22 protein-coding genes and 3 pseudogenes are annotated in these 26,133 nt (G+C 62.6%); 11 read left to right on the top strand and 14 right to left on the bottom strand.

Going from position 1 to position 26,133, the window contains the following annotated elements; genetic code table 11:
• Positions 1-232 precede the first annotated feature (232 nt).
• Positions 233-1,168: pseudogene (locus tag VHC04_RS07495) on the top strand (DUF932 domain-containing protein); the annotation flags it as partial.
• A gap of 130 nt (positions 1,169-1,298) precedes the next feature.
• On the opposite strand, the gene VHC04_RS07500 reads toward VHC04_RS07495, so the two are convergent.
• Both VHC04_RS07500 and VHC04_RS07505 read right to left on the bottom strand, forming a co-directional pair.
• Complete coding sequence (locus tag VHC04_RS07500) at positions 1,299-1,736, bottom strand: type II toxin-antitoxin system VapC family toxin (protein ID WP_325679645.1); 438 nt, start codon at positions 1,734-1,736, stop codon at positions 1,299-1,301.
• Positions 1,737-1,742: 6 nt separating this feature from the next.
• Entirely contained in the window at positions 1,743-2,021 is a 279-nt protein-coding gene (locus VHC04_RS07505) for a type II toxin-antitoxin system Phd/YefM family antitoxin (RefSeq protein WP_325679647.1), read from the bottom strand.
• 190 nt (positions 2,022-2,211) lie between these two features.
• Between VHC04_RS07505 and VHC04_RS07510 the strand changes: the two genes are divergently transcribed.
• Positions 2,212-2,424, top strand: coding sequence for a helix-turn-helix domain-containing protein (locus tag VHC04_RS07510; RefSeq protein ID WP_325679649.1), 213 nt, complete (start codon positions 2,212-2,214; stop codon positions 2,422-2,424).
• Between the two features lie 146 nt (positions 2,425-2,570).
• Here VHC04_RS07510 and VHC04_RS07515 read toward each other — a convergent pair whose 3' ends face one another.
• Entirely contained in the window at positions 2,571-4,310 is a 1,740-nt protein-coding gene (locus VHC04_RS07515) for a hypothetical protein (protein WP_325679651.1), read from the bottom strand.
• 1,037 nt (positions 4,311-5,347) lie between these two features.
• Between VHC04_RS07515 and VHC04_RS07520 the strand changes: the two genes are divergently transcribed.
• The gene (locus tag VHC04_RS07520; RefSeq protein ID WP_325679653.1) at positions 5,348-7,255 is read left to right on the top strand and encodes a sulfotransferase; all 1,908 of its coding nucleotides are present in this window, start codon (positions 5,348-5,350) and stop codon (positions 7,253-7,255) included.
• A 161-nt stretch (positions 7,256-7,416) separates the two neighbouring features.
• Positions 7,417-8,607 carry an MFS transporter gene (locus tag VHC04_RS07525; protein WP_325679655.1) on the top strand — a complete coding sequence of 397 codons (1,191 nt, stop codon included), beginning with the start codon at positions 7,417-7,419 and terminating at the stop codon, positions 8,605-8,607.
• Positions 8,608-8,666: 59 nt separating this feature from the next.
• On the opposite strand, the gene VHC04_RS07530 is transcribed toward VHC04_RS07525, so the two are convergent.
• Entirely contained in the window at positions 8,667-8,987 is a 321-nt protein-coding gene (locus VHC04_RS07530; protein WP_325679657.1) for a hypothetical protein, read from the bottom strand.
• A 294-nt stretch (positions 8,988-9,281) separates the two neighbouring features.
• Between VHC04_RS07530 and VHC04_RS07535 the strand changes: the two are divergent.
• Positions 9,282-9,939 (top strand): annotated as a pseudogene (locus VHC04_RS07535) (IS110 family transposase); the annotation flags it as partial.
• 150 nt (positions 9,940-10,089) lie between these two features.
• Here the strand turns inward: VHC04_RS07535 and VHC04_RS07540 are convergent.
• From VHC04_RS07540 to VHC04_RS07555, 4 genes and pseudogenes are all read right to left on the bottom strand, one after another.
• A pseudogene (locus VHC04_RS07540) lies at positions 10,090-10,239 on the bottom strand (Orn/Lys/Arg decarboxylase N-terminal domain-containing protein); the annotation flags it as partial.
• Between the two features lie 157 nt (positions 10,240-10,396).
• Positions 10,397-10,639: a hypothetical protein gene (locus VHC04_RS07545; protein ID WP_325679659.1), complete on the bottom strand. Its 243-nt coding sequence runs from the start codon at positions 10,637-10,639 to the stop codon at positions 10,397-10,399.
• A gap of 218 nt (positions 10,640-10,857) precedes the next feature.
• The gene (locus tag VHC04_RS07550) at positions 10,858-11,682 is read right to left on the bottom strand and encodes a BglII/BstYI family type II restriction endonuclease (RefSeq protein ID WP_325679661.1); all 825 of its coding nucleotides are present in this window, start codon (positions 11,680-11,682) and stop codon (positions 10,858-10,860) included.
• A gap of 56 nt (positions 11,683-11,738) precedes the next feature.
• A complete protein-coding gene (locus VHC04_RS07555) occupies positions 11,739-12,449 on the bottom strand; it encodes an MT-A70 family methyltransferase (RefSeq protein WP_325679663.1) in 711 nt (236 codons plus the stop codon).
• A 244-nt stretch (positions 12,450-12,693) separates the two neighbouring features.
• Between VHC04_RS07555 and VHC04_RS07560 the strand changes: the two genes are divergently transcribed.
• Genes VHC04_RS07560 through VHC04_RS07570 form a run of 3 tightly spaced genes read left to right on the top strand, consistent with a single transcriptional unit; the run spans position 12,694 to position 16,022 of the window.
• Positions 12,694-14,370 (top strand): AMP-binding protein, encoded by a 1,677-nt coding sequence (locus VHC04_RS07560; RefSeq protein ID WP_325679667.1) that lies wholly within the window; start codon positions 12,694-12,696, stop codon positions 14,368-14,370.
• A gap of 12 nt (positions 14,371-14,382) precedes the next feature.
• Positions 14,383-15,168, top strand: a complete 786-nt coding sequence (locus VHC04_RS07565) for a fumarylacetoacetate hydrolase family protein (RefSeq protein ID WP_325679669.1) — start codon at positions 14,383-14,385, stop codon at positions 15,166-15,168.
• A gap of 38 nt (positions 15,169-15,206) precedes the next feature.
• A complete protein-coding gene (locus tag VHC04_RS07570; protein WP_325679671.1) occupies positions 15,207-16,022 on the top strand; it encodes an HpcH/HpaI aldolase family protein in 816 nt (271 codons plus the stop codon).
• On the opposite strand, the gene VHC04_RS07575 is transcribed toward VHC04_RS07570, so the two are convergent.
• From VHC04_RS07575 to gabD, 6 genes are all read right to left on the bottom strand, one after another.
• Complete coding sequence (locus VHC04_RS07575; protein ID WP_325679673.1) at positions 15,982-17,061, bottom strand: SDR family oxidoreductase; 1,080 nt, start codon at positions 17,059-17,061, stop codon at positions 15,982-15,984. The two genes, VHC04_RS07570 and VHC04_RS07575, sit on opposite strands and share 41 nt — an antisense overlap.
• A 27-nt stretch (positions 17,062-17,088) precedes the next feature.
• A complete protein-coding gene (locus VHC04_RS07580; protein ID WP_325679675.1) occupies positions 17,089-18,018 on the bottom strand; it encodes a YihY/virulence factor BrkB family protein in 930 nt (309 codons plus the stop codon).
• Between the two features lie 160 nt (positions 18,019-18,178).
• Complete coding sequence (locus tag VHC04_RS07585) at positions 18,179-19,525, bottom strand: LLM class flavin-dependent oxidoreductase (protein ID WP_325679677.1); 1,347 nt, start codon at positions 19,523-19,525, stop codon at positions 18,179-18,181.
• 143 nt (positions 19,526-19,668) lie between these two features.
• Positions 19,669-20,088 (bottom strand): hypothetical protein, encoded by a 420-nt coding sequence (locus tag VHC04_RS07590; RefSeq protein WP_325679679.1) that lies wholly within the window; start codon positions 20,086-20,088, stop codon positions 19,669-19,671.
• Between the two features lie 127 nt (positions 20,089-20,215).
• Positions 20,216-21,013: a glycoside hydrolase family 19 protein gene (locus tag VHC04_RS07595; protein ID WP_325679681.1), complete on the bottom strand. Its 798-nt coding sequence runs from the start codon at positions 21,011-21,013 to the stop codon at positions 20,216-20,218.
• 545 nt (positions 21,014-21,558) lie between these two features.
• Entirely contained in the window at positions 21,559-23,037 is a 1,479-nt protein-coding gene (gene gabD, locus VHC04_RS07600) for an NADP-dependent succinate-semialdehyde dehydrogenase (RefSeq protein ID WP_325679683.1), read from the bottom strand.
• Positions 23,038-23,401: 364 nt separating this feature from the next.
• Here gabD and VHC04_RS07605 point away from each other — a divergent pair, with 364 nt between their 5' ends.
• The 3 genes from VHC04_RS07605 to VHC04_RS07615 all read left to right on the top strand — a co-directional run bounded on the left by VHC04_RS07605 (position 23,402) and on the right by VHC04_RS07615 (position 26,018).
• The gene (locus VHC04_RS07605) at positions 23,402-24,631 is read left to right on the top strand and encodes a CaiB/BaiF CoA transferase family protein (protein WP_325679685.1); all 1,230 of its coding nucleotides are present in this window, start codon (positions 23,402-23,404) and stop codon (positions 24,629-24,631) included.
• A gap of 144 nt (positions 24,632-24,775) precedes the next feature.
• On the top strand, positions 24,776-25,162 hold the full coding sequence (locus VHC04_RS07610) for a carboxymuconolactone decarboxylase family protein (protein WP_325679687.1): 387 nt from the start codon (positions 24,776-24,778) through the stop codon (positions 25,160-25,162).
• Positions 25,163-25,166: 4 nt separating this feature from the next.
• Positions 25,167-26,018, top strand: coding sequence for an SDR family NAD(P)-dependent oxidoreductase (locus VHC04_RS07615; RefSeq protein ID WP_325679689.1), 852 nt, complete (start codon positions 25,167-25,169; stop codon positions 26,016-26,018).
• Positions 26,019-26,133: the final 115 nt, after the last annotated feature.

Here is a 26,133-nt window from a genome sequence, read left to right on the forward strand (position 1 = left end):
TCGCCTGAAGGCATCGGGTCATTCCAGGAACGACGCGCCGTTGCGCAAGGCGCCCGGTTTGCGCTGGATCACCGCCAGATAGTGGCGCCAGTCATAGGTTGTGCGCCCGGGTCCGTTTTAGGCACGGACGATGAAGGCCCGGCTGTGGCAGAGGCAGAGGTGCAGCGCAGCGCTGTCACCCCAAGCCCATAGGAGACTTCCCATGAACACCGTAACTTTGAACTAACAGCCCGTGACGAGCGGCTATTGCGTGGACATCTCGCGCGGCCAACGGATCGGTCGCGTATCCTCGGAATGGTTCTCGCTCCCCGATGACGAGCGTTATTTGAGCCTCACCGCCTTGCATGAAGCGGTGCGTCGCCGGGCGGAGAGCACGACCGCGCGGACCGTGGAAAGCCGCGCCGTGAAGGTGGAAGCGAGCCGGGACGATGCCGAGCGGCTGGCGCTGACCGTGCCGGGCCGGGACGAACCCGTGTCCCCGACACATTGGAGCTTCGGGCAGTTGTGCAGCCTGGTCGGCGCCCCCGCTTCCTACATGCGCCAGCTTCCCGCCCCATTGGCGGGGATCAACCTGCAACACGGCTTGCTCAACCACCGCGCCGAACTGGTCAAGACCCTGGAAGCGGACGACGGACGGGTGGAGCTTCGCGCCGTCACCGGCCCGGATTACGGGCGCATCTGGGATCACGAGTTGATCGCCGCCGTGCAGCGCATCGCGGGCGACGGCACCGGCGACACCCGATGGAAGGTGCCGGGTGCGCTGGATTGGGCGACTATGACGCACAACCCGTTCGTTGACGTGACGGCCGAGACGACGACGCTTTACGCCAGCGACCGCGACGTGTTCCTGTTCCTGGTGGACGACACCCACCCCATCGAGGCGGGCCGCCTCCCTGACGGTTCGCCGGATTTGTATTTCCGAGGCTTCTATGCCTGGAACAGCGAAGTCGGATCGAAGACGTTGGGCATTGCGTCGTTCTATCTCCGCGCCGTGTGCCAGAACCGCAATTTGTAGGGCATGGAAATTTTCGAGGAAATCGCCATCCGGCACAGCAAGTTCGCCGCGCAGCGTTTCTCGCATGAGGCCGCGCCCGCCTTGACCAGCTTTGCCAATTCCAGCCCCGCGCCGTTCGTGGCCGGGATCAAGGCCGCGCGCAAGCGCGTCGTCGGAGCGGGGGCCGGATCGTTCAGACAGTCAGGGGACCGACCATCACTCGATCGCGCCATCCGGTCGCGCGTTTCGATGCGCCGAAGCACGGCGTCGATTGCTTTTCCTTCGTTATATCGGGACGCCATGTTTAGAGCGGCGGCACGCGCTCGAACGGATCGAGCACTGCCACGCCCAGCGGCGCGAAATACCGGACGTTGCGCGACAGGATCGTAAGTCCATGATGTTTCGCCGTTGCCGCGATGATGATGTCGCCCAAACCGGGCGCTTGGCCCTGGCCGCGCGCTTGATCCGACAAGGCGCCGGCGATCCGCGCGATGGCCGTATCGAAGGCGAGAATGCGGTCGCCATAGAGATGCAGCACGGCTTCCAGCCAAGCCGCCAGCTCGGCGCTTTTCCGCGCTGCGCCTTCCCGCCGCAGCTTGGCAAGGCCGTCTTCGATTTCCGCCACCGTCACGGTCGAGAGCGACAGCGACTCCGAGTGCGCATCCATCCAATCGACCAGTTCGACCGGCGCGACCCGCGACGGCGCTCCGGCCGAGATGACATCGGTATCGACTAGATACACTGATGCTCAGAGATCAGCGGCGCGCAACGGCGTGCGATCACGCTCCGGCAAGTCCTCCGGCGCGATCGGCGCGGCCATCAGCAGCCGCCCGAAAGATGGCACCTGGGATAGCCGTTCCCATTCCTTGAAGCTCAGGATGACGGCTTCCTTCTTGCCATGCCGGGTGATGATCGCCGGCTCGCCGCGCACGGCCTCATCGACGACGGCCGAGAGGCTGGCCTTGGCGTCGCGAAGCTGGATTTCCCGTATGATGGCACCTCTTGAGGTGGTGACTACTGTAGTCATATATGCTGGTATCCGAACTGCGGCAAGGTCCGAAGACACTACCAAGTCTCGTGCTCTTGCCAGTCTGCCGTTCAATGAACCAGTTCGCGATTTGAGGCACATCGCCGACAGCCAGTCCGCTTCTTGCGCCGAGTATGAATCCCTAGTTCACTAGGTGGCAATATATTAGGGAAGCCGGCGACCTCTCCGCATGAGCTTGCGGGAGATCGTCGCGACCAATTTGCGAAGGCTGAGACACGCCAAGGGCCTGTCACAGGAGGAACTCGCCGATCGTGCCGGCATCAATCGCAACTATGTCGGAATGCTCGAACGCGAGCAGCACGCGGCGACGGTCGACATGCTCGAAAAGCTCGCCGAGGTTCTCGAAGCCGATCCCGTGGAGTTCTTCCGGCGGCCATCCTGATCCTATCTTCCGGTGTTGACCATGAATGTCGGATGGACGATGCCGCCGCCCCCGGTGACGAGCGGCAGCTTAGCCGAGCCAAGCGACCAGGCCGAGCACGTCAAATGCAGGATCAGCAATCACGCTATCACAAGAGCGCATTAAGTTCAGAGCGGCGCGCCAATGCGGACCAGCGCATCGCAATACAGATCGCCGAAGGCGCCAGCACTTGTGGGCGATTGAATACGAAAGCCCTTCACCGTAAACTCAGGCTCAAGCTTCAACAATTGATCAAGGACGGAGCGCGCTTCGACAGTTCTTTCTGAAAGCACCAGTGACAAAATTAGGATCTTATAAGCCGTTGTGTAGCCTTCGTTCTGGTAGCGAGCGCGTAGTCCAAATTCTATTGCGCGTTCATATTGGCAGTCTGCAAGATATGCCATGCCGGCTGCGCCGCTATATAGATACGATAAAGGATCGTACGGCGATAGTGACACTGCGCGCTTTATCTTCTCTACTGCAACTGTGCCATCTCCCATCCAGGCATGAGCAATCGCATTCCACATCCAAGTCCGGCCTGAATTGGGATTGAGGTGCAACGCCGTTTCAAAATGTGCGAAGGCAAGATTGAAGTCATGGTGTAAATAGGCAGCCATATGACCGCGGACGCCAAAAGCCATGGACTCAGTCGGGTTTGCTTCGAGCGCTTGGCGCGCCAAGCGCTCGGCCAGCTCAGCATCATGTGCGGGGTCGTCCGACCACCCCTGACCGACACGCATCACATGCCAATGTGACAGCCAGCTCAGGGCGGCAGCGTAATTTGGCTGACGAGCAATCGCAGTTTCAAACAGTGCGCCAGCTGTTTCAAATACCGCACGCGATGAGTTATGCATGGCCCCCTGACCACGCAGGAAAAGGTCATAGGCGTCTTGATCCTCCGGGCGCTTTATCATGCTGCGAGCGATCTCGGCTCTACGTAGATGAGGTGCCACGGTGCGAGCCACACCCTCCGCAAGGAGACTTTGGACCTCAAGCAAGTGCGTCAACTCAGCATCCCTGCGGTCCCGCCACAAAGCCGCGCCAGTTTGCGTATCAACTAGCTCTACGGTTAGGCGCACGGCATGGTCCACGACTCGCACGCTACCTGAGATAAAATAACGTACACCCAGCGCGTCGCCTATTTCCTGCGGGGATCTGTCTTTGTCCTTAAAGGCCGCTGCCGAACGGCGGGATACTACTAAAAGGTCTGGCAAACGCGAAAGCATTTCGGTCAGGTCTTCGACGAGACCTTCAACGACGTATTCGTGTCTCGACTCGCCTGACAGGTTACGAAACGGCAGGACCGAAAGTGAAGGCCGGAGCATTTCATCCGACGTCGCCGAGAAAGGCGTGTTGTTTTCCACCACGAATGGCATGGCACTGGCGTAAGTCCGTTGCGCCGTTTCAGTTTGTTCCGAGGGTTTCCTTAGATCGTGGCAGATTGCCTTATACAGCGCGATCGTCTTCTGAGAGACCGGTAGCTTTAGTGTAGCAGCTCGACGTTGGTACTGCTGATATTCGCGAACAGCTTCCGATGCATCCTCCATCTCGACGAAAGCGGTCATCAGCTGCCGAAGTGCAGGGCCATGCGTCGGCACAAAGTTAAGAAGTCGCCTTGCCGCTTCGGCTCGTTCGGTCGGAGGTGCCGCCCGATCGACCAGATTAGAAAGTGCCTCTTCAAAGATGGACTGCCAACGTAGCTCAAAACGAGATCGCTCCACTGTAAGCCACTGATCGAATGTGTTCGAGATCCCATTGAGACTTTCTAATAGTGACACGGGTCGACTGGGCGGCTCGAGGGCGTCAATATACACCTCCGTGACATCGAGGCGGATCGTGTGTCGGTCCTTTTCGAAGTTCCAGCCCACTCCTTCCAAGATATGCAAGGTATGCCGAAGTGAATCGCGAGCTTGCTGTTCTTCTGACCGATCCCAAACAAGACTACTAAGATAGCCTCGTCTTACCCGTCGTCCCTGTGTAAGACAGAGGTACGCGAGCACAGCTTGAGATCGTCGATCCGGGGGAAGGAGGTCTTCTCCCTTTGAGCCAGTCGCCCGCATTGCACCGAGAAGATACACATGGCGGGTAAAACGCGGCTCTTTTCGGAGCACCGGTTCGTCGACCACTCCGATCGTTGATGGTCTAGAGAGGTGTAAGGATGTATTCATGACGGTACCCGGAACATTAGGGCTAAGGTTCGTGGCCTTGTGTCAAGAAGGGCAAAGCCGACACTTCCAGGCTAGCCAAAGTGGCAGGAATTGCCAAATTTTCATCGTCGACCAGCCAGTTCTTGTCGCTGGCTGCGTCAGACGCGCAGCTTTTCCCGCGCCATTCGCCTCATAGTCGTCATGATGTACGCGGCAGCGTGCGAGTATACGTTGCCGTGCAGTTTGCACTAAAATCAAATAAAGATACCGTCAGAGCGAAACACTCCTGATGGCGACAGCTTAATCGGTCAGATATGTTTATAAATACCATAGTACATATAATATAAATATCGCCTATCATCTACGGATAAAGGCCTAGTTTTATTATAAAATACCATACAATATCCCACATATAGCCGAGATGTCGTGGTAGGAGCTGTTCAGATTGTCCGATTGTCCGGCTGCCCTCGGGGCTCCAGCAGGCCGCAGCGAAAACGGACGGACGAGCACAAGGACCGACCCGCAGAAGGTGGTGATCTCAACGATCAATTCCGCCTCATTTCCGGATAGCGCCCATCGAAGCGTGCCACCCTACAGTTAGTGGGACCGCTAGACGGTTAGTGGGACCGCTAGGACCAAGTGTAGTTCCGTTCTCTCCGAGACGGGAGGTGACATGGTTCTGCGCGGGCTCTTGCGGAGGGTATCGCACGCGATTGCTTCACCCTGATGACTGAACCTCGCAGCGCAGGTAAAAAGATATGATGTTAACTGCTGGCCAACTCCAGGCGTTCCGATCTCAAGGGCTGCTCCTGCTTAATGAGATGGTTGCTGTCTCAGATACGGAGGCTGTCCTCAGCGCGATCGCTAAAGTTGATCTCGGTGGAGACGCCGTATCGTTCGAAGCAGACGAACACACTCCACGTGCTCTACACGGAGTCGAGGGCCGAGCCAGCCTATTTGATCAGCTTTCGCGCCTTCGGGCATTTGTAGAACCCGCCAGACAGATTCTTGAGGGTGACGTATATATCTACCAATTCAAGATTAACATGAAGTGTGCGTTTAACGGTGACGTCTGGCCGTGGCATCAAGACTTTAGCTTCTGGCACAAAGAGGATGGCATGCCAACGCCAAGCGCCATCACTATTGCGCTGTTCCTCGATGACGTTTCTGAATTCAACGGTCCAATGTATTTTATACCTGGTTCCCATCTATCAGGATGTTATGATCAATCCGAAGACGCGCAGGGATCTGATTGGACTAATAATGTATCTGCTAGCCTTAATTATCAAACGGATCCGGACAATATCAAATTACTTGTCCAGCGGACAGGAGCAGAGGGTCCGGGATGCCGTGTCGGAGACCCTCAGGCCGTTCCTGCAGCCCGATGGAACGGTCCATCAAAGGCTCTAGTATCACCATCTCACCGTCGTCATGTAGCACGGAGCCCCGATCGGCCTCTGATGCCTGGTGCCACGAATTACGAGGAGCGTGTGGTGTTCGACATTCCGATTGCAGACTCCGAACCCGAGGAATACGATGAAGAAAGCTTGCTGGGAGCTTTTCTCCGCTCTTCGCAGGAGCCTCTTGATCGGGGTGACGAGACATTCTTGAAACCTTTCCGGATGCTACTACAGTCAAATCAAAGTCCCAACCGGCGAGGTCGCCAAACCTTCCATAACTGTTCCGTAAGGTTATTGACCAACAGATTGCGCATCCAAAGCGCCTTGAAAGCGCATCCCCAAATCCTAGAGACACCGATAACGTCACCTATCTTCATTACTGGCCTAGCCCGCAGTGGGGCTACGTTGCTTCACAACCTTCTGGCGCTAGACCCACGGAGCCGGACTCTGCGATTGTGGGAGGTATGGTGGCCATGCCCAATACTCGACCGAGATGGGCAGGACATTCGACTAGCTCAATCGGAAACCTTGTGGGGTCGTCAGAACAGAAACCTGCGTGCGATCCATTCCTTTGACCCAAGTGACCCTGAAGAGTGCCGGTGGCTTTTGGAACACGAGTTCGCAGCGTGGAGCTTCAACTTGTCAACTCATCGTCCAGAATACCTTAAGTGGTATGTCGCCGCAAATCTCGAGCACCAGTATCGTTTCCATAAGCGAGTTGTTCAGGTGATCAAGCATGGCTCTGGCGATACTACTGATAACCTGACTGACCGTATCGTGTTCAAAGCTCCCAGCCATCTCGGCTACCTTGACTCTATATTGGCGGTGTACCCGGATGCCCGCTTCATTTTGGTCCATAGAAACCCAGTCGAGGCGTTTGCCTCTTCTTGTAGTCAGGTGTCCCATCTGCGACAGATACTAAGCAAATACGTTTCTCCTAGCGAAGTATATTCCGATGTTGGGTCAAGGGTATTTACATCGCTTGAACGCATGTTCAAAACTCGTAAGACGGTCAATGAGAAAAGGTTTCTGGATCTCCGATATACTGAGCTGATTTCAAACCCAATTGACACTGTTTACAAGATCTACGAGTGGCTCGAGGTGTCGTTTCCAGAACAGATGACACGTGCAATAGAAGCATATCTTCTAATGCGTCCAAAGGAAAATATGGAGCCCACCACTACGCTATTGAAGATTTTGGTGGTGACCCTTCAAGCTTGGCCAAAGAACTCTCATTCTATATCGATACGTTCGATATTCCTATGAGAGTCGGCGCTACCTCCGAGGCCGGTGGGGAATGAGCGGGGTCTTGCTTAACTACGATTTAGAAAGGGTCATGAACATAGTTGTCCAAAAATGTTCTGATCGTTCGAAGCATATGTGACACTTAGGCATGTAGTTAACCATTCTGGAAAGCGCTTGGTTCGATGAAATGTCTTTTGGCCACAAAAAAAGTAAGGACTCCTGAGCCAGAAAATCCATTTTTCGACCCATCATTCCTCAAGGTTTGCATACTGACGCTGTTGGCTGGTGTGACTGTGTTTACGTATACGATCCTGCCACGCGATCTTCGGCATCTCGGGATGGGTGACGATAGCATAGGGATCGTCATGGGTGGGTTTTTCCTCGGACTATTGTTGGGGATCCGACCCAGTGAGATCGTTATGCGACGCTGGGGAATTCGTGCGCTGGTCCTCAGTGGCGTTCTTTTGATGACAACAAGCGGGATATTGTTTCTAACCGCTAAAGCGATCATCCCTCTTTGGATTGCGCGCGTGACTCAAGGTCTCGGTTGGTCGGGGGTTGTTGTTGGCAGTATAACTTGGGTAACAGTCCTGATACCTAGGGACCGAACGGCACAAGGCATTGGCCTTCATGGTTTGCTTTTCCAAATTTCCCAGGCCGTGGGCCCTGGGTTGGCTGAGATAGTAGTAGGGCGTTATTCATTTCCCATACTTTTCTTAATTGGGATCGCTCTCACTGGGTTGTCCGGTCTCTGCGCGACGTTTACCCCCGCTCCCCCGCATAGTGAGGTTAGCTCATCTGCTGCCGAAGCTTCAGGGCGGGAGACATGGGCGCTACGAGGCGCGGTGCTTTCCCTCGCTGTCGGATTCGGTTGCGTGATGTCTTTTTTGGCCGATTATGTGCCTAGTATCGGTACTCATTCCGTTGGAGGTTTTTTTGCGGCCTATGTAGCGGTGAACATCTTGGTTCGGGTAATCTATGGAGCGAGATTGGATCGCGGTAATCGGATCAGGATCATTAATGTTGCTTCGATCAGTCAGGCAGCGGTTCTTGCCGGATTGGCGATGACGATGAGTCCTTGGCAACTGGTGCCGCTCGGTGCAATGTTTGGGTTTGCTATCGCTCTTTACCTTCCGGTGTTTCAAGCGCTAATTGTGGACTTGGTTGCCGATCGCGGACGAGCGATTGCAACCTTCCAGTTTTGGTACTTGCTTGGTGCCACCCTCGCAAGCAGTCTGTTGGGGTTTGTCGCGGCGATCGCCGGATACCGCGTGGTATTTGGTTTGGCGGCTGTCATTGCTGGCTTTGCCGTAGGCTTTTTGAAATTGGATCAAGTGACAAGCAAGGCGGTTAGCTTATCCCGGTTGGAGTGAGCGTGATCCTATCTTAACTAAAGAGAGAGGTGGGGCTCCCCATGGCGGCGGTTAACACTTCACGCGTCTGTCTGGAATAGCAATTTGAGATGGTTGCATGCCCCCGCGATCACCTCAAATCGCGATGCCAATGCGCGTAACTGACCGGGCCGCAAGTTCTGATGGGTGCGCCCTCCCGCAGCCACTTCACCTTGCGGATTGCGCAAATTCTGATCAGTGCAGGTCCCCGCAACCAACGATTCTTTCGATGGCAGGTCGTCCAAAACCCCGGCTGCCGAAAGAACGTCGGGGTTTTTCTTGCCCGCTACGAACCGGAGGATCGCGGCCAGGTCGCCGCGCAGGAGTATCGCCAGCGTTCCGCCTTCCGGAACGAGGTCCACCCGGCTGACCAGAGAGACCGGAAGGTCTCCGCAGCTTGGGTCTTGGTTTCCTCGTTCTGCAGGTCCCGGTAAAGGACAGCGATCTTCTGGTGATAAACCTCCGCCATGTTCTGGTGCAGCAGGGGCGGCGGTTCCTGGGTGTTGGCCAGACGTTCGGTCAATTCGACCTTGCGCGCTCCGAGCGTGCCAATCTTGTCCTTCAACCTGGCTCCGGGCACGCCATCCAGAATGGCCTGGATAGCCTTATCCAGTTCGCAATCTGTCCGCTCCAGCTCTCGCCGCCAAGATTCGAGATCGGCGCTGTTTGCGGTGCTGAAGCCGTTTGTCGCCGGGCTGCGGCGCGTCGGCCACGAGGCGGGCTCATTGTCGCCTTGGCTCCATCCAGAACTCAAGAAGCTCGGCCTGCCGGTGATTTGTCTGGAGACCCAGCATGTGCGCGCGGCGATGTCGGCGCAGCGCAACAAGACCGACGAGAAAGACGCGCCCTGCATTGCGCACATCATGCGCACCGGCTGGTTCCACGCCGCGCATGTGAAGACGGAAAGCTGCTCCCGGATGCGGCTTTTGCTGACGCACCGGCGCCACCTGAAACGCAAGTTTCTCGACCTGGAGAATGCCGTGCGTCATGCGCTCAAGAGCTTCGGAATCAAGCTCGGCGGCACGTCCCGCGGCAAGTTCGACCAGGCCGTGCGCGAGGCGGTAGCTGGCGATCCGCTGTCGGCTGAGCTGATGGACGCCATGCTGACGGCGCGCGCCGCGCCCTGGAAGGAGTATTTCCGGCTGCACGATCTCGTCGTGAAGATGGTCGCGGCCAGCGAACTGTGCCGACGCTTCATGGCGATCCCCGGCGTCGGCCCGGTGACGGCGCTGTCGTTCATGACCGCGATCGACGATCCGTCCCGCTTCCGGCACGTCGATCGACGTGAAGGGGCGCATCTCGAAGGCTGGTGACGGCGCGGCCGGATATTTCCATCAGGCGCAAACGCTCCGGATGGTCCAATAAATTCGCACGCTCCGTGCTCGGGCAAATGCGATAGGCCTGCGGCATGTCCAGCCCGCGCTTGCGGATCAAAGAGACAAGGCCAGCCATCTTGCCCTGCGGTCGGCGCTTGCCCCAGTCCAGCAGCACGCAGCCGACCGCGGCGCCGGTCTGGATCACCAGCTCGGCGTCGTCGGTCTTGCGCGCGCGGGTGACCTGATAGCCGTCGTGGCGGATTTCCTCGACGATCTGGTCGATGCGCTGGCCATCCATGGCGGTTGGTTCGAAGGGGGGCGCAGATCAGAAATTTGAAGTGGCGGGAATAGTCCATGCACGCGGCTCCAGCGGTGGGGCGGCGTGCTGATGGCATGGTTCGGCGGTGCTGGCCGGGTTTGAAGCGGCCGGCGAGATGACACTTTTAAGACAAGATTCACCTGGTTCTGACCATGCGCAACAGCGACAGACGAACATCGCTGATGGGTTCGCCACGCCGCTTCCTGACGGAAAAGCGGATCAGGCGATCCCCTTGGTAGAGGTCAACGCGACGCTTGATGACCAGGCCACCGTTGCGGCCGAAATAGAACCAGTTGGTGTCATCTTTGTTTGCGACAGTCACGCGACTGCGGCGCTCGCCATGCGCGGCGTTGCGCCACTGATACCCCTGTGCTTCCAACTACGCATGGAGTCCAGGTAATCATCCTTATTGGCCGCACCGGTCATTATCTGGCCTGCAGGATTGAGGTTATGCCGCTTGGTGGCTCATCGCCCGGAGCTGTGTCTAAGCGCTCCGTTTCTTAATCGCAAGAATTCTTGCCTGCGTGCGGGGCAGGTGCCAGTGGTGAGCCGGGTGGACCGGAGGAGCCGTCCGCGTCAGGTCGAGTGCCGGGCAGCCTAAGAAATATCGCTCTTCACGCCAGTCTCCTCCGCGGGCGAGGCATCTGCCGCTTCCACTTCGGCCAGGGCGCCCTTGCCCTCGTGAAATGTAACAATCGAATCCGGCAGCCCGATCAGAAGGAGCGGACAAGGGTTTCCGACGCCGCGGTGGACGCGATCCTCCAGCTTGCGCCAATGAGTCGTGGCTTCACCGAACTTGTCGGCGACGAACACATCGGTAAAGGCATCCTGAAAGCTGATCGGATTCCGTGTCCGTTCCATACGGCCGCGGATAGTGGTGCGTTGCCGCGCGGTCGGGCTGTAGCCCCACTGTTCCAGATCTTCCAGCCTGTAGATCTGGCGTTCTTGCAGGAAGCGACCGATCAAGGTGCGCATGTTGTCATGAAGCGATCGCCCGCGCGTGACGATGACGCCCACGGAAATAGCGCCGTCCGCATGCAGGCGCTTGAAGTTCTCCAGGTCCCGATCATAGAATGGATCTTTGTTATTCCATTCTATTTCGAGTGCAATCCTGCCAACATCCTGCATAGTCCGAACATGATCAATCTGATGGGAGACACTCTCCCGCTTTTCGCCGTTGATGATTTTTTCGATCGTGAAGGTGAATTTGGGCCAATTCAGGCTGGCCAGAGCGCGCCGCAGCCGCTGTGTACCTTTTGCCTCCCCACCGCCACCAGCGACGATTTCCTCGATTGGTATGGTTGACTTGGTCAAGGCCGTTTCAAGTTCCGCCACGGCAATCGGAAAGTCAGTGCCAAGGATGGCACGCGAGTGGGAATGAAATTCGACCTGAAACCCCTTCTTGACCAGGACTTCAAACATTGCTTTTTGCCAATCGTGGATGATGGCGACGCCAAGACAGTCCGGTGTGCATCCGGCTAATCCGCATCGGCGAACAGCGCCGGGCGATCCGTTGCCGAGTTGTGCCGGTACGTCTTCCAGTTCGGCTTATAGTTTTCTTCTGCTTCGTTGCCCCAAACCGTCCATCCGGGGCGTATGCCACGTGCAAATAGCTCGATCCGCGGACCGGGGCTGCAGGCCTCTATGATAGGATAGATTTCATCCGGCTTCCGGGAATGTTCTCTCTTGCGGGTTTCCAGATAATTGACCTGCGTTCGGCCTGGCGCCAGGGTTCGAGCGCTCTTTCCCCGAACGCCAAACAGGACGAGTTCGGTGACGTTTCTGAAATAGAAGCCGACACCACGCCCGTCGCTGCCGCCATCCTTCCGGATCTTGCGCCAGACGATATTGGATTTGTACTGAAAGCCCCAGGCAGCCATAACCTGCAGCCCTTCCGGCAGGAGGGCATTGGGTACCCACAGATACAGGTGCGCGGTCGCTGCCGCGATGGTGGTAATCGGCATGGCAGAGATGGCCTCGGAGCCCATAGTGCCGTAGCGAGACAGCCGCCGATGTTCCGGCGCGACCTTGCCTGTCCGATTGATGAATTGCCACGGCGGATCCGCCAGAATACACGCGAATTTCTGATCGCGTACCAATCGGAGGAGATCGGCAGATGGATCAGTCATCGCAGCCGTGGTCACGGGCGGAATCTTGCTCATGCCGTCCAGGTCCATTTCATGCTGCATCGCTAACACCTGCTGTCCGATTCGCGCGAATGCGCAAGCCTTCTGCCGCGTGATGGTTCCAGGCCTGGCGACCCGTGGAGCCGGAGAAGCCTGTGTACGTTTTGTTCCAGACCGATTTAGCGGACCGGCGCGTATCGGGCAATCGTCGGCATTGCCCGGGTTCTCATCCCGCGTTCAACCCATTGTAACCCCCCGCCCTGATGCGCGATAACCCGGCCAACCAGATGTTTCAGGGAGCCTCGCGATGTCCAGACCCGCGCCCAGCTACGCGCATGGCGCCTCTGACAAGGCGCTGATCGGGGAGACGATCGGCCAGCATTTCGATCGCACCGTCGCACGCTGGCCCGACCGGCCGGCGCTGATCGCCCGCCAGCAGGGCGTGCGCCTGACCTGGGCGCAGCTGGGGGAGAAGGTGGACGCGCTGGCCGCCGGCCTTATCGCGCTGGGGCTGCAGCCGGGGGACCGTATCGGCATCTGGTCGCCGAACAACGCCGAATGGGTCATCACCCAGTTCGCCACCGCCAAGGCCGGCCTGGTCCTGGTCAACATCAACCCCGCCTACCGCCTGGCGGAGCTGGAGTACGCGCTGAACAAGGTCGGCTGCAAGGCGCTGGTCACCGCCACCCGCTTCAAGACCAGCGACTATATCGGCATGGTCAGCACCCTGGCGCCCGAGCTGGCGGTCAGCCATCCGGGTGAGCTGCATGCCGCGCGCCTGCCGTCGCTGAAGGCGGTGATCCAGATCGGTGAGAGCGATTCCGGCACCTTCGCGCTCGAGAAGGTCTATCACCTGGGCCACGACCAGCATCGTGAGCAGCTGAAGGCGCTGCGGGACACGCTGCAGTTCGACGACCCGATCAATATCCAGTTCACTTCCGGCACGACCGGGCAGCCCAAGGGCGCGACGCTGACGCACCACAACATCCTGAACAACGGCTTCTTCTGCGGCGAACTGATGCACTACACGGAACAGGATTCCGTCTGCATCCCGGTGCCGATGTACCATTGCTTCGGCATGGTGATCGGCGTGATGGCGTGCATGACCCACGGCGCCGCCATCGTCTTCCCGGGGGAGGGCTTCGATCCTCTGGCGGCCCTGCAGGCGGTGGCCGAGGAACGCTGCACCTCGCTCTACGGCGTTCCCACCATGTTCATTGCCGAACTTGACCATACCGAATTCAAGACATTCGACCTGACCTCCTTGCGCACCGGGATGATGGCCGGCGCGCCATGCCCGATCGAGGTGATGCGCCGTTGCATCCGCGACATGCACCTGACCGAAATGACCATCGGCTATGGCATGACCGAAACCAGCCCGGTCAGCACGCAGACCCGCATCGGCGACACGATCGAGCAGCAGACCGAAACGGTCGGCCGCCCCCACCCGCACGTCGAGATCAAGATCGTCGACGCCGACGGCAGGATCGTGCCCCGCGGTACCGCCGGCGAACTCTGCACCCGCGGCTATTCCGTCATGCTCGGCTATTGGGACGATCCCGAAAAGACCGCCGAGGCGATCGACCGTGCCGGCTGGATGCATACCGGCGATCTGGCGACCATGGACCCGAACGGCTATTGTACCATCGTCGGACGCATCAAGGACATGGTCATCCGCGGCGGCGAGAATATCTATCCGCGCGAGATCGAGGAGTTCCTGTACCGGCATCCGGCGGTGCAGGACGTCCAGGTCTTCGGCGTGCCCGACGAACGGTTCGGGGAGGAGCTGTGTGCCTGGATCAAGCTGCGCGCCGGCACGTCACTGACCGAGGAGGAGGTGAAGGCCTTCTGCAAGGACCAGATCGCCCATTACAAGATCCCGCGCCATGTCCGCTTCGTCGACGACTTCCCGATGACGGTGACCGGCAAGATGCAAAAATTCATCATGCGTGCCAGGATGCAGGAGGAACTGCAAACCTCATAAGGGAATACATCCATGCGCTGGGCTCGCATCGATCTGAACGGCACCCCAAGCTACGCCATCGTCGAGGGGGAGACGGTGATCCCGGTGCGCGGCACGCCGTTCGCGACGTGGGAAAAGACGGCCGAGCGGCGGAAGCTGGTGGAGACGAAGCTGCTGGTGCCGGTGATCCCGCCGACCTTCTATGCCGCCGGCATGAACTACGCCGAACATGTGAAGGAGGTGGCCGAGAAGGTCGGCCAGGCACCGAACCTGCCGACGCAGGCCGATATCGGCTATCGCGCCAACAACGCGCTGATTGCGCAAGGGGAGGCGATCGTCATCCCCGCCGATGCCACCGACCAGGTGCAGTACGAGGGCGAGCTGGTCGTGGTGATCGGCCGGCGGTGCAAGCACCTGACGCGAGAGAATGCGCTGTCGGCCGTGCTGGGCTACACGATCGGCAACGATGTCAGCGAACGCACCTGGCAGAAGGCCGACCGCACCATGTGGCGGTCGAAGAACACCGATACGTTCAAGCCGATGGGGCCATGGATCGAGACCGATGTGAAGCTGGACGATCTGGTGACGAAGATCCGGCTGAACGACAAGGAGGTCTTCCAGTTCCCCACCAACCACATGATCTTCGGCGTGGTCGACTACCTGGTGAACATGACGACCTGCCTGACCCTGCAGCCCGGTGACGTGGTGTGGATGGGCACCGAGGGCGCCACCCTGAACATGAAGCACGGCGATACGATCGCCATCGAAATCACCGGCATCGGCACGCTGACCAACCCGGTTGTGCGGGAGGGGATGTAGCGCCGGCCGCCAACCTGTCACGTCCAGGAAATAAACCCATGCCACATGACATCGGCGTCAACAGCGCCAAACGCAAACTCTCCGTCGGGGAACTGGTGCTGTGCTTCGGCGTCAACCAGCTCCGCACGCCGAACATCGCGATGATCGCCGCCGCCTGCGGCTTCGACGCGCTGTATATCGACCTGGAGCACAATCCCACCTCGCTGGAGACCGCCGCCGGCATCTGCGTCGCCGCGCTGGGCCTGGGCATCACGCCGATCTGCCGCGTGTCCTCGCACGACCCGCATGATTCCACCCGTATCCTGGATTGCGGCGCGCAGGGCGTGATGGTGCCGCATGTCAATACCGCCGCCGAGGCGAAGGCCATCGTCGAGGCCTGCCGGTTCGCCCCGCACGGCCATCGCTCCGCCGCCGGCACGGTGCCGGCGCTGGGCTATGCGCCGCTGGGCCAGGCGGAGATCTGCCGGCGGCTGAACCAGGAAACCCTGCTGATCGCGATGATCGAGACGCCGGAGGCGGTGGCCAACGCGGACGCTATCGCCGCGGTCGAGGGGATCGACACGCTGCATATCGGCTCGACCGACCTGTCGACCGAGATGGGCATCCCCGGCGACTACAAGCACGAAAGGATGCGCACCGCCTTCGAAACGGTCGCGGCGGCGGCCAGGAAGCACGGCAAGTCGATGGGCGTCGGCGGCGTGCGGGAGGATGTGACGTTCCAGTCCTGGCTGCTGCGCCTGGGCGTCCGCTACCTCACCAGCGGGTCCGACACGCTGTATATCCTCAGCGGCGGGCGTGCCGATGTGAAGAAGATCAGGCAGGTGGCAGCAGACGCTTCCGCTGGAACAGGCTGAACCAGGTCCTGAACATCGTTTCCGTATCGATGACGTCATGGAACCCGGCCTGCATGATCTTGATCGTCGACACGATCGCCGGGCGGCCGGGTTCGCGCTGGCCGAAGCGCATCTGATAGTCGGCATATTCCATCGACAGCCCGACGAATTCCGCCAGCGGCGGTGAGGCCAGGGCGTGGCGCTGGCGAATCCGCTCCCACTCGGCGGACGTGATCGCGCGCAGGCTGAACGGTTCCGCCGGTCCGGGCCGCATGCCGCAAGCCTCGGCGATGGCGGACCAGACATTCGGCCAGGTGAACACGTCGCCATTGGTGACGTTGAAGGTCTCGTTCCGCGCGGCCGGCGCCTCGCCCGCCCAGGCGATCGCGCGAGCCAGCAGATCGGCATCCACCGCCTGGCTGACCCGGGCGGCCCCGCCGGGATAGGGCAGCACCGGCCCCCGCTCCTTCATCACGGCGGCGTAGACGCCCAGCGCCGGGATCAGGTTCATCGCGCCGCCAATCGCCTCGCCGACGATCAGCACCGGCCGCAGGATGGTGAAGGACCAGTCGCGGCCGCGCTGGGCGCCGCGCAGGAAGTCCTCCTGCGCCCAATAGAAATTCGGCTGCTCCCGCATCTCCGACCGTCCCTCCCGCGCCGGCACGGCCAGGGGGCGGACATGCACGCCATAGGCCTTGGTGCCCTGCAGCAGGGTCACATGGCGCAGGCCGGCCGCATGCCACATCAGCGGCGTCAGCAGGTTGCGCAGCATGCGGTCGTTGGTGTCGATCTGCTCACGGTCGCGCCAGCCATCCACCAGGCCGGGCAGCTCGAACAGCGCCGCATAGACCAGGTGGGTGACGTCGCGCAGCGTGGCGGAAGCGGCGGCGCAGGCCTCTCCGTCCGTCAGGTCCAACGGGATATGCCGCCCGTCGAATCCCGGCGGGCGGCGGCGCGACAGGGCGATCACGGTGCAGTCCGGATCGCCGCCAAACTGCTTCAGCGCGGCATAGCCCACCAGGCCGGTGGCGCCGGCGACCAGGACGGTCTTCGTGGTCATGGGTCGTTCCTCCTGTGGCTGGCCGTTCTACACGATCTTGGCCAGCTCGCGCTCCACCTGCGCGTTGATCACGGCGCCCAGCAGCGCGACGAAGGAGGACAGGTACAGCCAGGTCAGCAGGATGACCGCGCCGGCCAATGAGCCATAGGTCGCGCTGTAGGAGCTGAAATGCGCGACATAGAGGGAAAACGCATACGTCGCGGCCAGCCACAGCAGCGTGGCGATCAGCGCGCCGGGCACCACCCAGCGCCAGGCCACGGCGGGCCGGTCCGGTGCGTACCGGTACAGCACCGCCAGGGTGCCGACCACGACCGCCAGCAGGATCGGCCATTGCACCGCCAGCAGATACCATTTCAGCACCGCGCCCAGGCCGACGAACAGCAGGATGGCGGGCAGCACGCCGATCAGGGCGATGACGATCGCGGCACCCAGCATCCCGCACAGGGTGAAGCCGATGGCGATCAGGTTGAAGCGCACGAAGCTGCGGGTCTCCGGCAGCTGATAGGCGATGTTGAAGGCGCTGATCAGGCCGCTGGTGCCACGCGACGTCGTCCAGAAGGCGAACAGCAGCGCCGCCAGCGCGCCGATGGTCAGCGACCGGCCGGATGCCTCCACCAGGTTGTGCAGTTCCATGGCCACGAGATCGGTGGTCTGGGCCGGCAGCACCGCGGCGATGCTCTTGATCTGCTTCTCGACCTGCGCCGGATCCAGCAGCAGACCGTAGATGGCGACGAAGGCCGCCAGGGCGGGGAACAGCGCCAGCAGCAGCGTGTAGGTGACGCCGCCGGCGATCAGGAAGATGTTGTTGGCGTTCACCTCCTGGAAGGTGCAGACCGCGACATCCTTCCAGCCGGCCAGCGGAATCTGCCTTGGCGACGCCAAGGGCGGCGGCGGGGGCGGCCGCATATGCTCCGGCAGGGCCTGCTTCAGCTCCTCTAGGCGGGTCGCTCTGCCCATGTGTCGCACCTTTCTGGTGGATGCAGAACGTTTCGGCCCGTCGCCAGTTGCGCCGCTCGCGTTGCGCCGCTCGGGTCGGTTTGCCCGGGTTGGTTTGCCCGGGTTGGTTTGCTTGGGGGGGCGTGGAGGCGTCACCGGCCAGGCGCGGATGGCCCGCCGGTTACGCGCGCAGCCGCCAGTCGCCGCGCGTCGGGTGGGGCAGGCCCAGGTTTTCCCGCAGGGTCGCGCCGGTATAGGCCGTCCGGTACAGCCCCCGGCGCTGCAGTTCCGGGACGACGAAGCGGACGAAATCCTCGAACGTGCCGGGCGTATGGGTGCCGGCCACCACGAACCCGTCGCAGGCGCGTTCGGTGAACCACTGCTCCATGTAGTCCGCCACGTCCTTACCGCTGCCGACGGCGGTTTCCCGCGGGCGGCCGCGCCGCGTCACCTCCAGGAAGTCGCGCACCGTGGGGTTACGGCCGGTCACCCGCATCACCCGGTCGCGCATCGCCTGCATGCCGGACATCCCGGCCAGCTCCTCGTTGGAGAACGCCTCGTCCAGGCCCTTGGTCTTGAAGTCGAAATTCAGCGCCTCCGACAACAGCGACAGGCCGTCGACCTCCTTGTACAGCGAGGCGATCAGCGCCATCTTGTCCTCGGCCTCGGCGCGCGTCTCGGCGACGACCGGATAGACGATCGTATTGACGGTCATCTTCTCCGGATCACGGCCCAGGCGGGCGACTTCGGCCTTCACGTCGGCATACTGCTTCTTGCCGTCCTCCAGATCCGGATAGGCAACAAACACGGTCTCCGCCCAGCGGGCCGAGAAAGTCTTGCCGCGGTTGCTGGAGCCGGCCTGGATGATGACGGGGTGGCCCTGCGGTGAGCGGGGGACGGTGAAGGTGCCGGAGGACTTCAGGAATTTCCCTTCGTACTCCAGCCGGTGCACCTTCTCGGGATGCGCGAACAGGCCGGACGCCTTGTCGACCACCAGCGCGTCGTCCTCCCATCCGTCCCAGCAGCTCAGGACGATTTCCATGAACTCGTCGGCGCGGTCGTAGCGCAGGTCGTGGTCCATGTGGACTTCGCGGCCCATGTTGTGGGCCTCGCCGTCATTGACGGATGTCACCACGTTCCAGGCGACGCGCCCGCCCAGCATCAGGTCGGCGGTCTGGAATCGGCGGGCGACGTCGAACGGTTCGTAATAGGTGGTGGAGGCGGTGGAGCCGATGCCCAGGTAGCGTGTGCCGAAGCCCATCGCCATCAGGGTCACCACCGGGTCGATCTTCACCACGCGAACGCCGTTGGCCACCACCTCGGCGGGGTTGCCGCCATAGATGTCGGGCATCGCCAGCCGGTCGTCGAAGAAGGCAAGCTGGAATTTCCCCTCTTCCAGCACCTGGCCGATCCGCTGGTAATAGGCGGCGGAGGTGAAGTCGGTGCGGGCCTCCGGATGCCGCCAGGCGCTCGCGAGGGTCGTGCAGTTCTGCGCTTGCAGGAAACCCACCAACACCATTTGCCGCATCGTCTTCCTCCCGTCCCAACTCGCTGGCCAGTGTGGCCCGAAACGGTGCGACAGGCCAGAGCGTGACGAGAGAGCGTGGCGCGAGAGGGGCGGCGGAATGTCCGGCCCGGGCGGCCGGGCACGCCTGCAAGGGCGGCGCGGCCCTACGAGCCGGATCGGGTGATGGAGACGCTCAGGCGGTAATCCGCGCCGCCGCGGGTGGCGCCGACCACCAGGAGATAGGTGCCGGATTTCGGCAGCGGGCCGGCCCAGCGCATGGCGTCATCGCCCTCTCCGGCGCCCGCCAGGGTATTCCCGTAGACCATGAGCGTGCCATCCTGCGCGCTGGCGGTGGCACCCGGCCGGTACAGCTGGAACACGGCGTTGTGCTCGACCGAGGTGATCGCGACGGTCATGCGCTGGCCCGCCGCCGCGCCGATGGCATATACGGCCTGCTCGCCACGGGCGACCGCGCCCTGGACCGTGGTGCTGGTGGCGCCCGGTGGGAAGCGGATGGGCATGACCGGGGAGACCGGCGCCGCGCCGCCCGGCCAGACACTGGCCAGCAAGACACTTGCCAGCAAGCCGCCGCCAAGCAGAGCCGCGAGCGCCGGCCTGGTCCGCCGGCTCCCGGCTCGCCGATCCTGCATTCGGCAAGGCCTGATTTGCGGGCCGCTTATTCGCCAGCTCTCAATTCGCCTGCCGTCGGGATCAGATCCCGAAGAACCATTTGGCCCGAGCGAGATAGGCCTTGCGGTCCTGGAATCCGTTGAGGCCGCCGTTGACGCGGCGGGTGATTGATTCGATGTCATCCGCGTCCGCCAGTGGATTCAGGCTGCGCGTGTCCCAGAACCAGCAGGCGGCGTCAACCGCAAGGCCCGGATCGGTGGCCACCAGGCGATTGTTGGGCTCCGTCGTCAGGTCGCGGCCGATGCTGTCGCCGAAGGCCTTGTAATTGGCCCTGCCGGTCAGCTGGATCAGGCCGCGTCCCTTGAAGCGGGGGCCGTCGCCCGGCCGGGTGTTGCCCAGGTCGGCGCGGCCGTCATAGGCGCGGCCATCCGCCAGTTCCTCATTGTAGACCAGCCCGCCGCTTTCGTGGCCGAGCTGGGCGAGGAAATGGGCCTGGCGGAGGGCGGAGGTGATGGCGTGCCTTGCCATGCCGCGTTGCATGGGCGCGGCATATTGCGCGACCTTGGCGGCGGTGGCGGTCGGCATGATGCCTTGCAGGACCAAGCCGGCCAGCGAGTGGGAGGTAATGAAGGGCGGCAGGCGCCGGCGCAGGGCGGCGAGGGTCTGGCCGCCCGGGTCGACCCGTCCGTCGGGGGTGCCGGCCTGCATGACGTTGGCCTGAAACTGCCGGATCGCGCCGATGGTGCCGGGGCCGACCGATCCGTCCACGGCCAACGGCGGATCGCCGGGCTGGCGGACCAGGTTCAATGCGACCTGGATGACGACGGCATCCGCGCGCGCGTTGGCGCCATTGGCGCCCACGGAGCCTGTTATTGCCATGATGGCTGCGTTCCTTTTGTCAATTTGGGGAAACGGGATCGATGACTTGATTATTTCGAAAACAGTTTAGCAGATCGGCTCGGCAGCGAGAAGAATTCGTGCGGGAGCGAAGCGGCTGGCCGATCCGCCGCGTACCTGCATGGTGTCGGAAAGATGTTGTGCCGGCCTTGGACTTTCGATCGCAAGGCGCGGATGCCGGCGCTGTGCCCGCGATGATGAAAGGGGGGCTCAGCGGCGATGGCGCCGCGCATGGTTCCGCCGCGGTCGACACCGGCCGACGATTTTGAATATCAGGACGTCCGATCGCCTTCACCTGCCGCAACGAACCGCATCACGGCGCAACACCGCCGGATGGCGCGGCATCTACCACATCATTCGGGCAAGATGATGGCATTTTAGGAAAATGATCCACCGCGAGGCGGTGGCCCAACGCGATTGCCCGTGCGGTGCCCGTGTGGTGCCAGTGCGGTGCCGGTGGTGCGCCAACACGGTGCCGCCCCGGTCCGCCGTCGCGCAAGGCAACGGACGGCCGGGGCGGCCGGGTATCAGGTACCGATGCCGCCCAGCGCCAGGTACTTGATCTCCAGATAGTCCTCGATCCCGTACTTGGACCCTTCGCGGCCCAGCCCGGACGCTTTCACGCCGCCGAACGGCGCCACCTCGGTGGAGATGATGCCCTCATTGATGCCGATGATGCCGTATTCCAGCGCCTCGCCCACGCGGAAGATGCGGCCGACATCGCGGGCGTAGAAATAGGCCGCCAGGCCGAACTGGGTGTCGTTCGCCAGCCGGATCGCCTCTTCCTCCGTCCTGAAGCGGAACAGCGGGGCCACCGGGCCGAAGGTCTCCTCGGAAAAGATCAGCGCGTTGTGCGGCACGTTGGCCAGCACCGTCGGCTCGTAGAAATTGCCGCCCAGCGCGTGCCGCTTGCCGCCGGTGACGATCGTCGCGCCCAGCGACACGGCGTTCCGCACATGCTCCTCGACCTTCTCCACCGCCGCGGCGTTGATCAGCGGGCCCTGGCTGACGCCCGGTTCCATGCCGTTGCCGACCTTCATCGCCTCGACCGCCGCCTTCAGCTTCTGGGCGAAGGCGTCATACACGCCGTCCTGCACCAGCAGCCGGTTGGCGCACACGCAGGTCTGGCCGGTGTTGCGATACTTGGATGCCATCGCACCCTGCACGGCGGCATCCAGGTCGGCATCGTCGAACACGATGAACGGCGCGTTGCCGCCCAGCTCCATCGACGTCTTCTTGATCGTCGGCGCGCACTGTTCCAGCAACTTGGCGCCGACCTCGGTGGAGCCGGTGAAGGACAGTTTCCGCACCAGCGGGTTCGATGTCAGCTCCCCGCCCATGGCGCCGGAGCCGCCGGTCAGCACGTTGCAGACGCCGGCCGGCATGCCGGCGCGTTCCGCCAGCACGGCCAGCGCGAGCGCCGAGAACGGCGTCTGCGAGGCCGGGCGGATCACGCCGGTGCAGCCGGCGGCCCAGCCGGGACCGGCCTTGCGGGTGATCATCGCGGCAGGGAAGTTCCACGGCGTGATGGCGGCGAAGACGCCGATCGGCTCCTTCAGCACCAGGATGCGCCGGCCCTTGGCGTTCTGCGGGATGGTGTCGCCGTAGATGCGCTTGGCCTCCTCGGCGAACCACTCGATGAAGCTGGCGGCATAGGCGATCTCGCCCTTGCTCTCGGCCAGCGGCTTGCCCTGTTCGGCGGTCATGATCACCGCAAGGTCGTCGGCATTGGCCAGCATCAGGTCGTTCAGCTTGCGCAGGATGGCGGCGCGCTCCTTCGCCAGCATCGCGCGCCAGGCGGGATAGGCGGCGTTCGCGGCCTCGATCGCGCGGCGGGTCTCGGCGGCGCCCATGTTCGGCACCTCGCCGATCGCCTCGCCGGTGGCGGGGTTCTTCACCACGATGGTCTGGCCGCTATCGGCCTCGACCCATTTGCCGTTGAGGTAGTTGGCCTGCCGGAAAAGCGTGGGGTCCTTCAACGGCAACGGCGATGCGGGGTTCAGCATGGGTCGGTCCTCCTTGCCCGTCTGATGCCCGGAACATAGGGCGTTGTCCGGGTTCTGTCAGGGGAGGGGAGGAGGCGGGCGCTGCCGCCCGGCCAGGCCCATCGCCGCCCTGCGCCCGGCGGCGGCGCCCGCGGATGCTTCACCGCTCCCGCCGCCATGATGTCCCGGCGTTCCGCGACGTTCCGGTCCGCGACGTTCCGGTCCGCGACGTTCCGGTCCGGGGCGTCCCGGCCCAAGGCGTTCCGATACACGACGTTCCGGGGCAAGACGGGAGCCCGGCGGGGAGACGGTCCGGCTCTGGCCCGTTCCGCGCGCCTGTGGCAGGCTTCCGGCCATAAACCAGCACAATGCGCAGGAGGCCCCGATGTCCAGCCCGGTTGCCGACGTCAAATTTCTGTCCGGCGTCAAAATCGTCGACCTCACCCAGTTCGAGGCCGGACCCTCCTGCACCGAAGCGCTCGCCTGGCTTGGCGCCGACGTGGTGAAGATCGAGAACCCGAAGGCCGGCGATCCCGGCCGCCGCCTGCGCCCCGGCAAGCCGGATGACGACCCGTACTATTTCCACGTGTTCAACGCCAACAAGCGCTCGATGACCGTGAACCTGAAATCGGAAGCCGGGTTGAACCTGGTGAAGGACATGCTGCGCAAAGCCGATGTCTGCATCGAGAACTTCGCCCCCGGCGCGATCGAGCGGCTGGGCCTGGGCTACGACGTCGTCCGCGCCCTGAACCCGGGCATCATCTATGCGCAGGTGAAAGGGTTCGGCGAGGGCAGCCCGTATGAGAAGAACCTCGCCTTCGACATGATCGCGCAGGCCTGCGGCGGCACGTTCAGCGTCACCGGAGAGGCGGACGGCCCGCCGACGCGGCCCGGCATCTCCCTGGGCGACACCGGCACCGGCATGCTGATGGCGATCACCATCCTGGGCGCGCTGTACAAGCGGCGGGAGACGGGCGAGGGCCACCGCCTGCAGGTGGCGATGCAGGACGCGATCATGCACTATATGCGCATCAACTTCGCCACCCAGGGCCGCACCGGCCAGGCGGCGGAACGCGGCGGATCGAAGGTGCCCGGGGTGCGCAACGCGCCGATGGGCCTGTATCCGTGCGCGCCCGGCGGGCCGAATGATTACGTCTATATCATGACCAGCCGCGCCAACCCGGACCATTGGGACCGGCTGCTGAAGCTGATGGGGCGTGAGGACCTGATCGGCGACAGGCAATACGCCACGCCGGATGACCGGCTGGAGCGGGAGGCCGAGGTGGATGCCATCATCGCCAGCTGGACGCGCCGCCACACCAAGCACGAGGCGATGCGCGCGGTCGGCGATGCCGGCATTCCAGCCGGCGCGGTGCTGGATACGATGGAGTTGCAGAACGATCCGTCGTTCGAGGAGCGCGGCATCATGCAGGTGATGCGCCACCCGGTGCACCGTGACTTCAAGATGCCCGGCTGGCCGGTGCGGGTGGATGGCAAGCCGCCGGTGCTGCGGCCCTCGCCGGTGCTGGGCGAGCATACCGACACGGTGCTGTCCGAGTGGCTCGGGCTGAATGCGCAGGCGGTGGCGGCGCTGCGGGCCGAGGGAGCGGTGTAGGCGGGAGACGGTTCCGGACGATACCATCCCCGGCGGCGCTGCGATCAGGGGCCGGACCCGCCGACACGGACCCGCCCGGCACTAGCCAAGCCGCCCGGTATCACCGACACTCCCGCCCGTCACACCAACCGGGAGAGAACGACCATGGCCGACGACAAGCGCGCCCAGGGCAAGGCGATGCGGCGCAAGCTGATGGGCGACGCCTATGCCGACAAGCTGGACAAGAACGTCTACACGCATCCGTTCATGGAGAAATTCGCCGCCTATACCCAGGAAGCCATCTTCGCCGGCCTGTGGAGCCGGCCGGGCCTGGACCTGAAGACGCGCGCGCTGATCTGCGTGATCTCCGACACCGCCACCGGGCGCACGCCGGAGCTGAAGCTGCACCTGCGCTTCGCCCGCAACCATGGCTGGACCGAGGATGAGCTGTCCGAGGCGATCCTGCACCTCACCGGCTATGTCGGCGCGCCGCTGGTGCGCGAGGCACTGCTGTGCGCGATCGAAACCTTCCAGGAAATGACGGCGGAATAAAGCCATGCGCGACATCCGGGGCAAGACCGCGATCGTCACCGGCGCGGCGTCGGGGATCGGGCTTGGCATCGCCACGGCGCTGGCCTCGGCCGGCGCAAACCTGGTGCTGGCGGATCTCCGCCCCGACCCGCTGGAAGCGGCGCGCCGGAAGATCGAGGCCCTGGGTGTCCGCGCCGCCGCGGCGGTGACGGATGTCTCGGATCCGGCTGCGGTCGAGGCGGCCGGGAAGGTTGCGATCGATACGTTCGGGGCACTGCACATCGCGGTGAACAATGCCGGCGTGGCGATGCACGGCACGCCGGTGGAGCAGGTGACGGTACCGGAATGGAACTGGCTGATCGGCGTCAACGTCATGGGCGTGATCCACGGCATCCGGACCTTCGTGCCGCTGATCCGGGCGGCCGGCCAGGGCGGCCATGTCGTCAACACCGGATCGGTCTCCAGCCTGTTCGTGCGGGAAGGCCGGGAGCAGGGCGCCTATGCGATGAGCAAATACGCCGTGCTGGCCTTGTCCGAGGCGCTGGAGCAGGAGCTGAAAGGCACCGGCATCGGCGTGTCGATCCTGTGTCCCGGCGGTGTCAATACGTCGATCTTCCAGTCCGCCGCCACGCGCCCGGACCGGTTCGGCGGCGCCTATCACCGGCCGCGGCAGGAGGCGATGCAGACCGCCGGCTTCGCCGGCACGGCGCTGGATCCCGCGATCGTCGGACGCCGCGTGCTGCGGGCGATCCAGGATGAGGAGTTCTATATCCTGACCCACACGGCGGAGCGGGCGGCGATCACCGACCGGTTCCGCCGGATCGAGGCCGCATTCGACCGGGCCGACGCGGTGATGCCGACGCTGAGCACGCGGTAACGCCAGGCGGCCTCGATGCGGGCCGTCCCGCGGTTCCCTCCCGCCATGACGAAGAGCCTCCGGCCACGCCGGGAAGGGCGCGGCATGCCGGACGCCGCGCCGGCTGGCGTGATGC

The organism is Rhodopila sp., assembly GCF_035548095.1.
GTDB lineage: Bacteria > Pseudomonadota > Alphaproteobacteria > Acetobacterales > Acetobacteraceae > Rhodopila.

Bases quoted from the DNA above. Each gene is read 5' to 3' on its own strand.
- VHC04_RS07505 (WP_325679647.1), bottom strand. From the start codon at position 2,021: ATGACTACAGTAGTCACCACCTCAAGAGGTGCCATCATACGGGAAATC.
- VHC04_RS07510 (WP_325679649.1), top strand. From the start codon at position 2,212: ATGAGCTTGCGGGAGATCGTCGCGACCAATTTGCGAAGGCTGAGACAC.
- VHC04_RS07520 (WP_325679653.1), top strand. From the start codon at position 5,348: ATGATGTTAACTGCTGGCCAACTCCAGGCGTTCCGATCTCAAGGGCTG.
- VHC04_RS07525 (WP_325679655.1), top strand. From the start codon at position 7,417: ATGAAATGTCTTTTGGCCACAAAAAAAGTAAGGACTCCTGAGCCAGAA.
- VHC04_RS07550 (WP_325679661.1), bottom strand. From the start codon at position 11,682: ATGTTTGAAGTCCTGGTCAAGAAGGGGTTTCAGGTCGAATTTCATTCC.
- VHC04_RS07555 (WP_325679663.1), bottom strand. From the start codon at position 12,449: ATGCAGCATGAAATGGACCTGGACGGCATGAGCAAGATTCCGCCCGTG.
- VHC04_RS07560 (WP_325679667.1), top strand. From the start codon at position 12,694: ATGTCCAGACCCGCGCCCAGCTACGCGCATGGCGCCTCTGACAAGGCG.
- VHC04_RS07565 (WP_325679669.1), top strand. From the start codon at position 14,383: ATGCGCTGGGCTCGCATCGATCTGAACGGCACCCCAAGCTACGCCATC.
- VHC04_RS07570 (WP_325679671.1), top strand. From the start codon at position 15,207: ATGCCACATGACATCGGCGTCAACAGCGCCAAACGCAAACTCTCCGTC.
- VHC04_RS07575 (WP_325679673.1), bottom strand. From the start codon at position 17,061: ATGACCACGAAGACCGTCCTGGTCGCCGGCGCCACCGGCCTGGTGGGC.
- VHC04_RS07580 (WP_325679675.1), bottom strand. From the start codon at position 18,018: ATGGGCAGAGCGACCCGCCTAGAGGAGCTGAAGCAGGCCCTGCCGGAG.
- VHC04_RS07585 (WP_325679677.1), bottom strand. From the start codon at position 19,525: ATGCGGCAAATGGTGTTGGTGGGTTTCCTGCAAGCGCAGAACTGCACG.
- VHC04_RS07595 (WP_325679681.1), bottom strand. From the start codon at position 21,013: ATGGCAATAACAGGCTCCGTGGGCGCCAATGGCGCCAACGCGCGCGCG.
- gabD (WP_325679683.1), bottom strand. From the start codon at position 23,037: ATGCTGAACCCCGCATCGCCGTTGCCGTTGAAGGACCCCACGCTTTTC.
- VHC04_RS07605 (WP_325679685.1), top strand. From the start codon at position 23,402: ATGTCCAGCCCGGTTGCCGACGTCAAATTTCTGTCCGGCGTCAAAATC.
- VHC04_RS07610 (WP_325679687.1), top strand. From the start codon at position 24,776: ATGGCCGACGACAAGCGCGCCCAGGGCAAGGCGATGCGGCGCAAGCTG.
- VHC04_RS07615 (WP_325679689.1), top strand. From the start codon at position 25,167: ATGCGCGACATCCGGGGCAAGACCGCGATCGTCACCGGCGCGGCGTCG.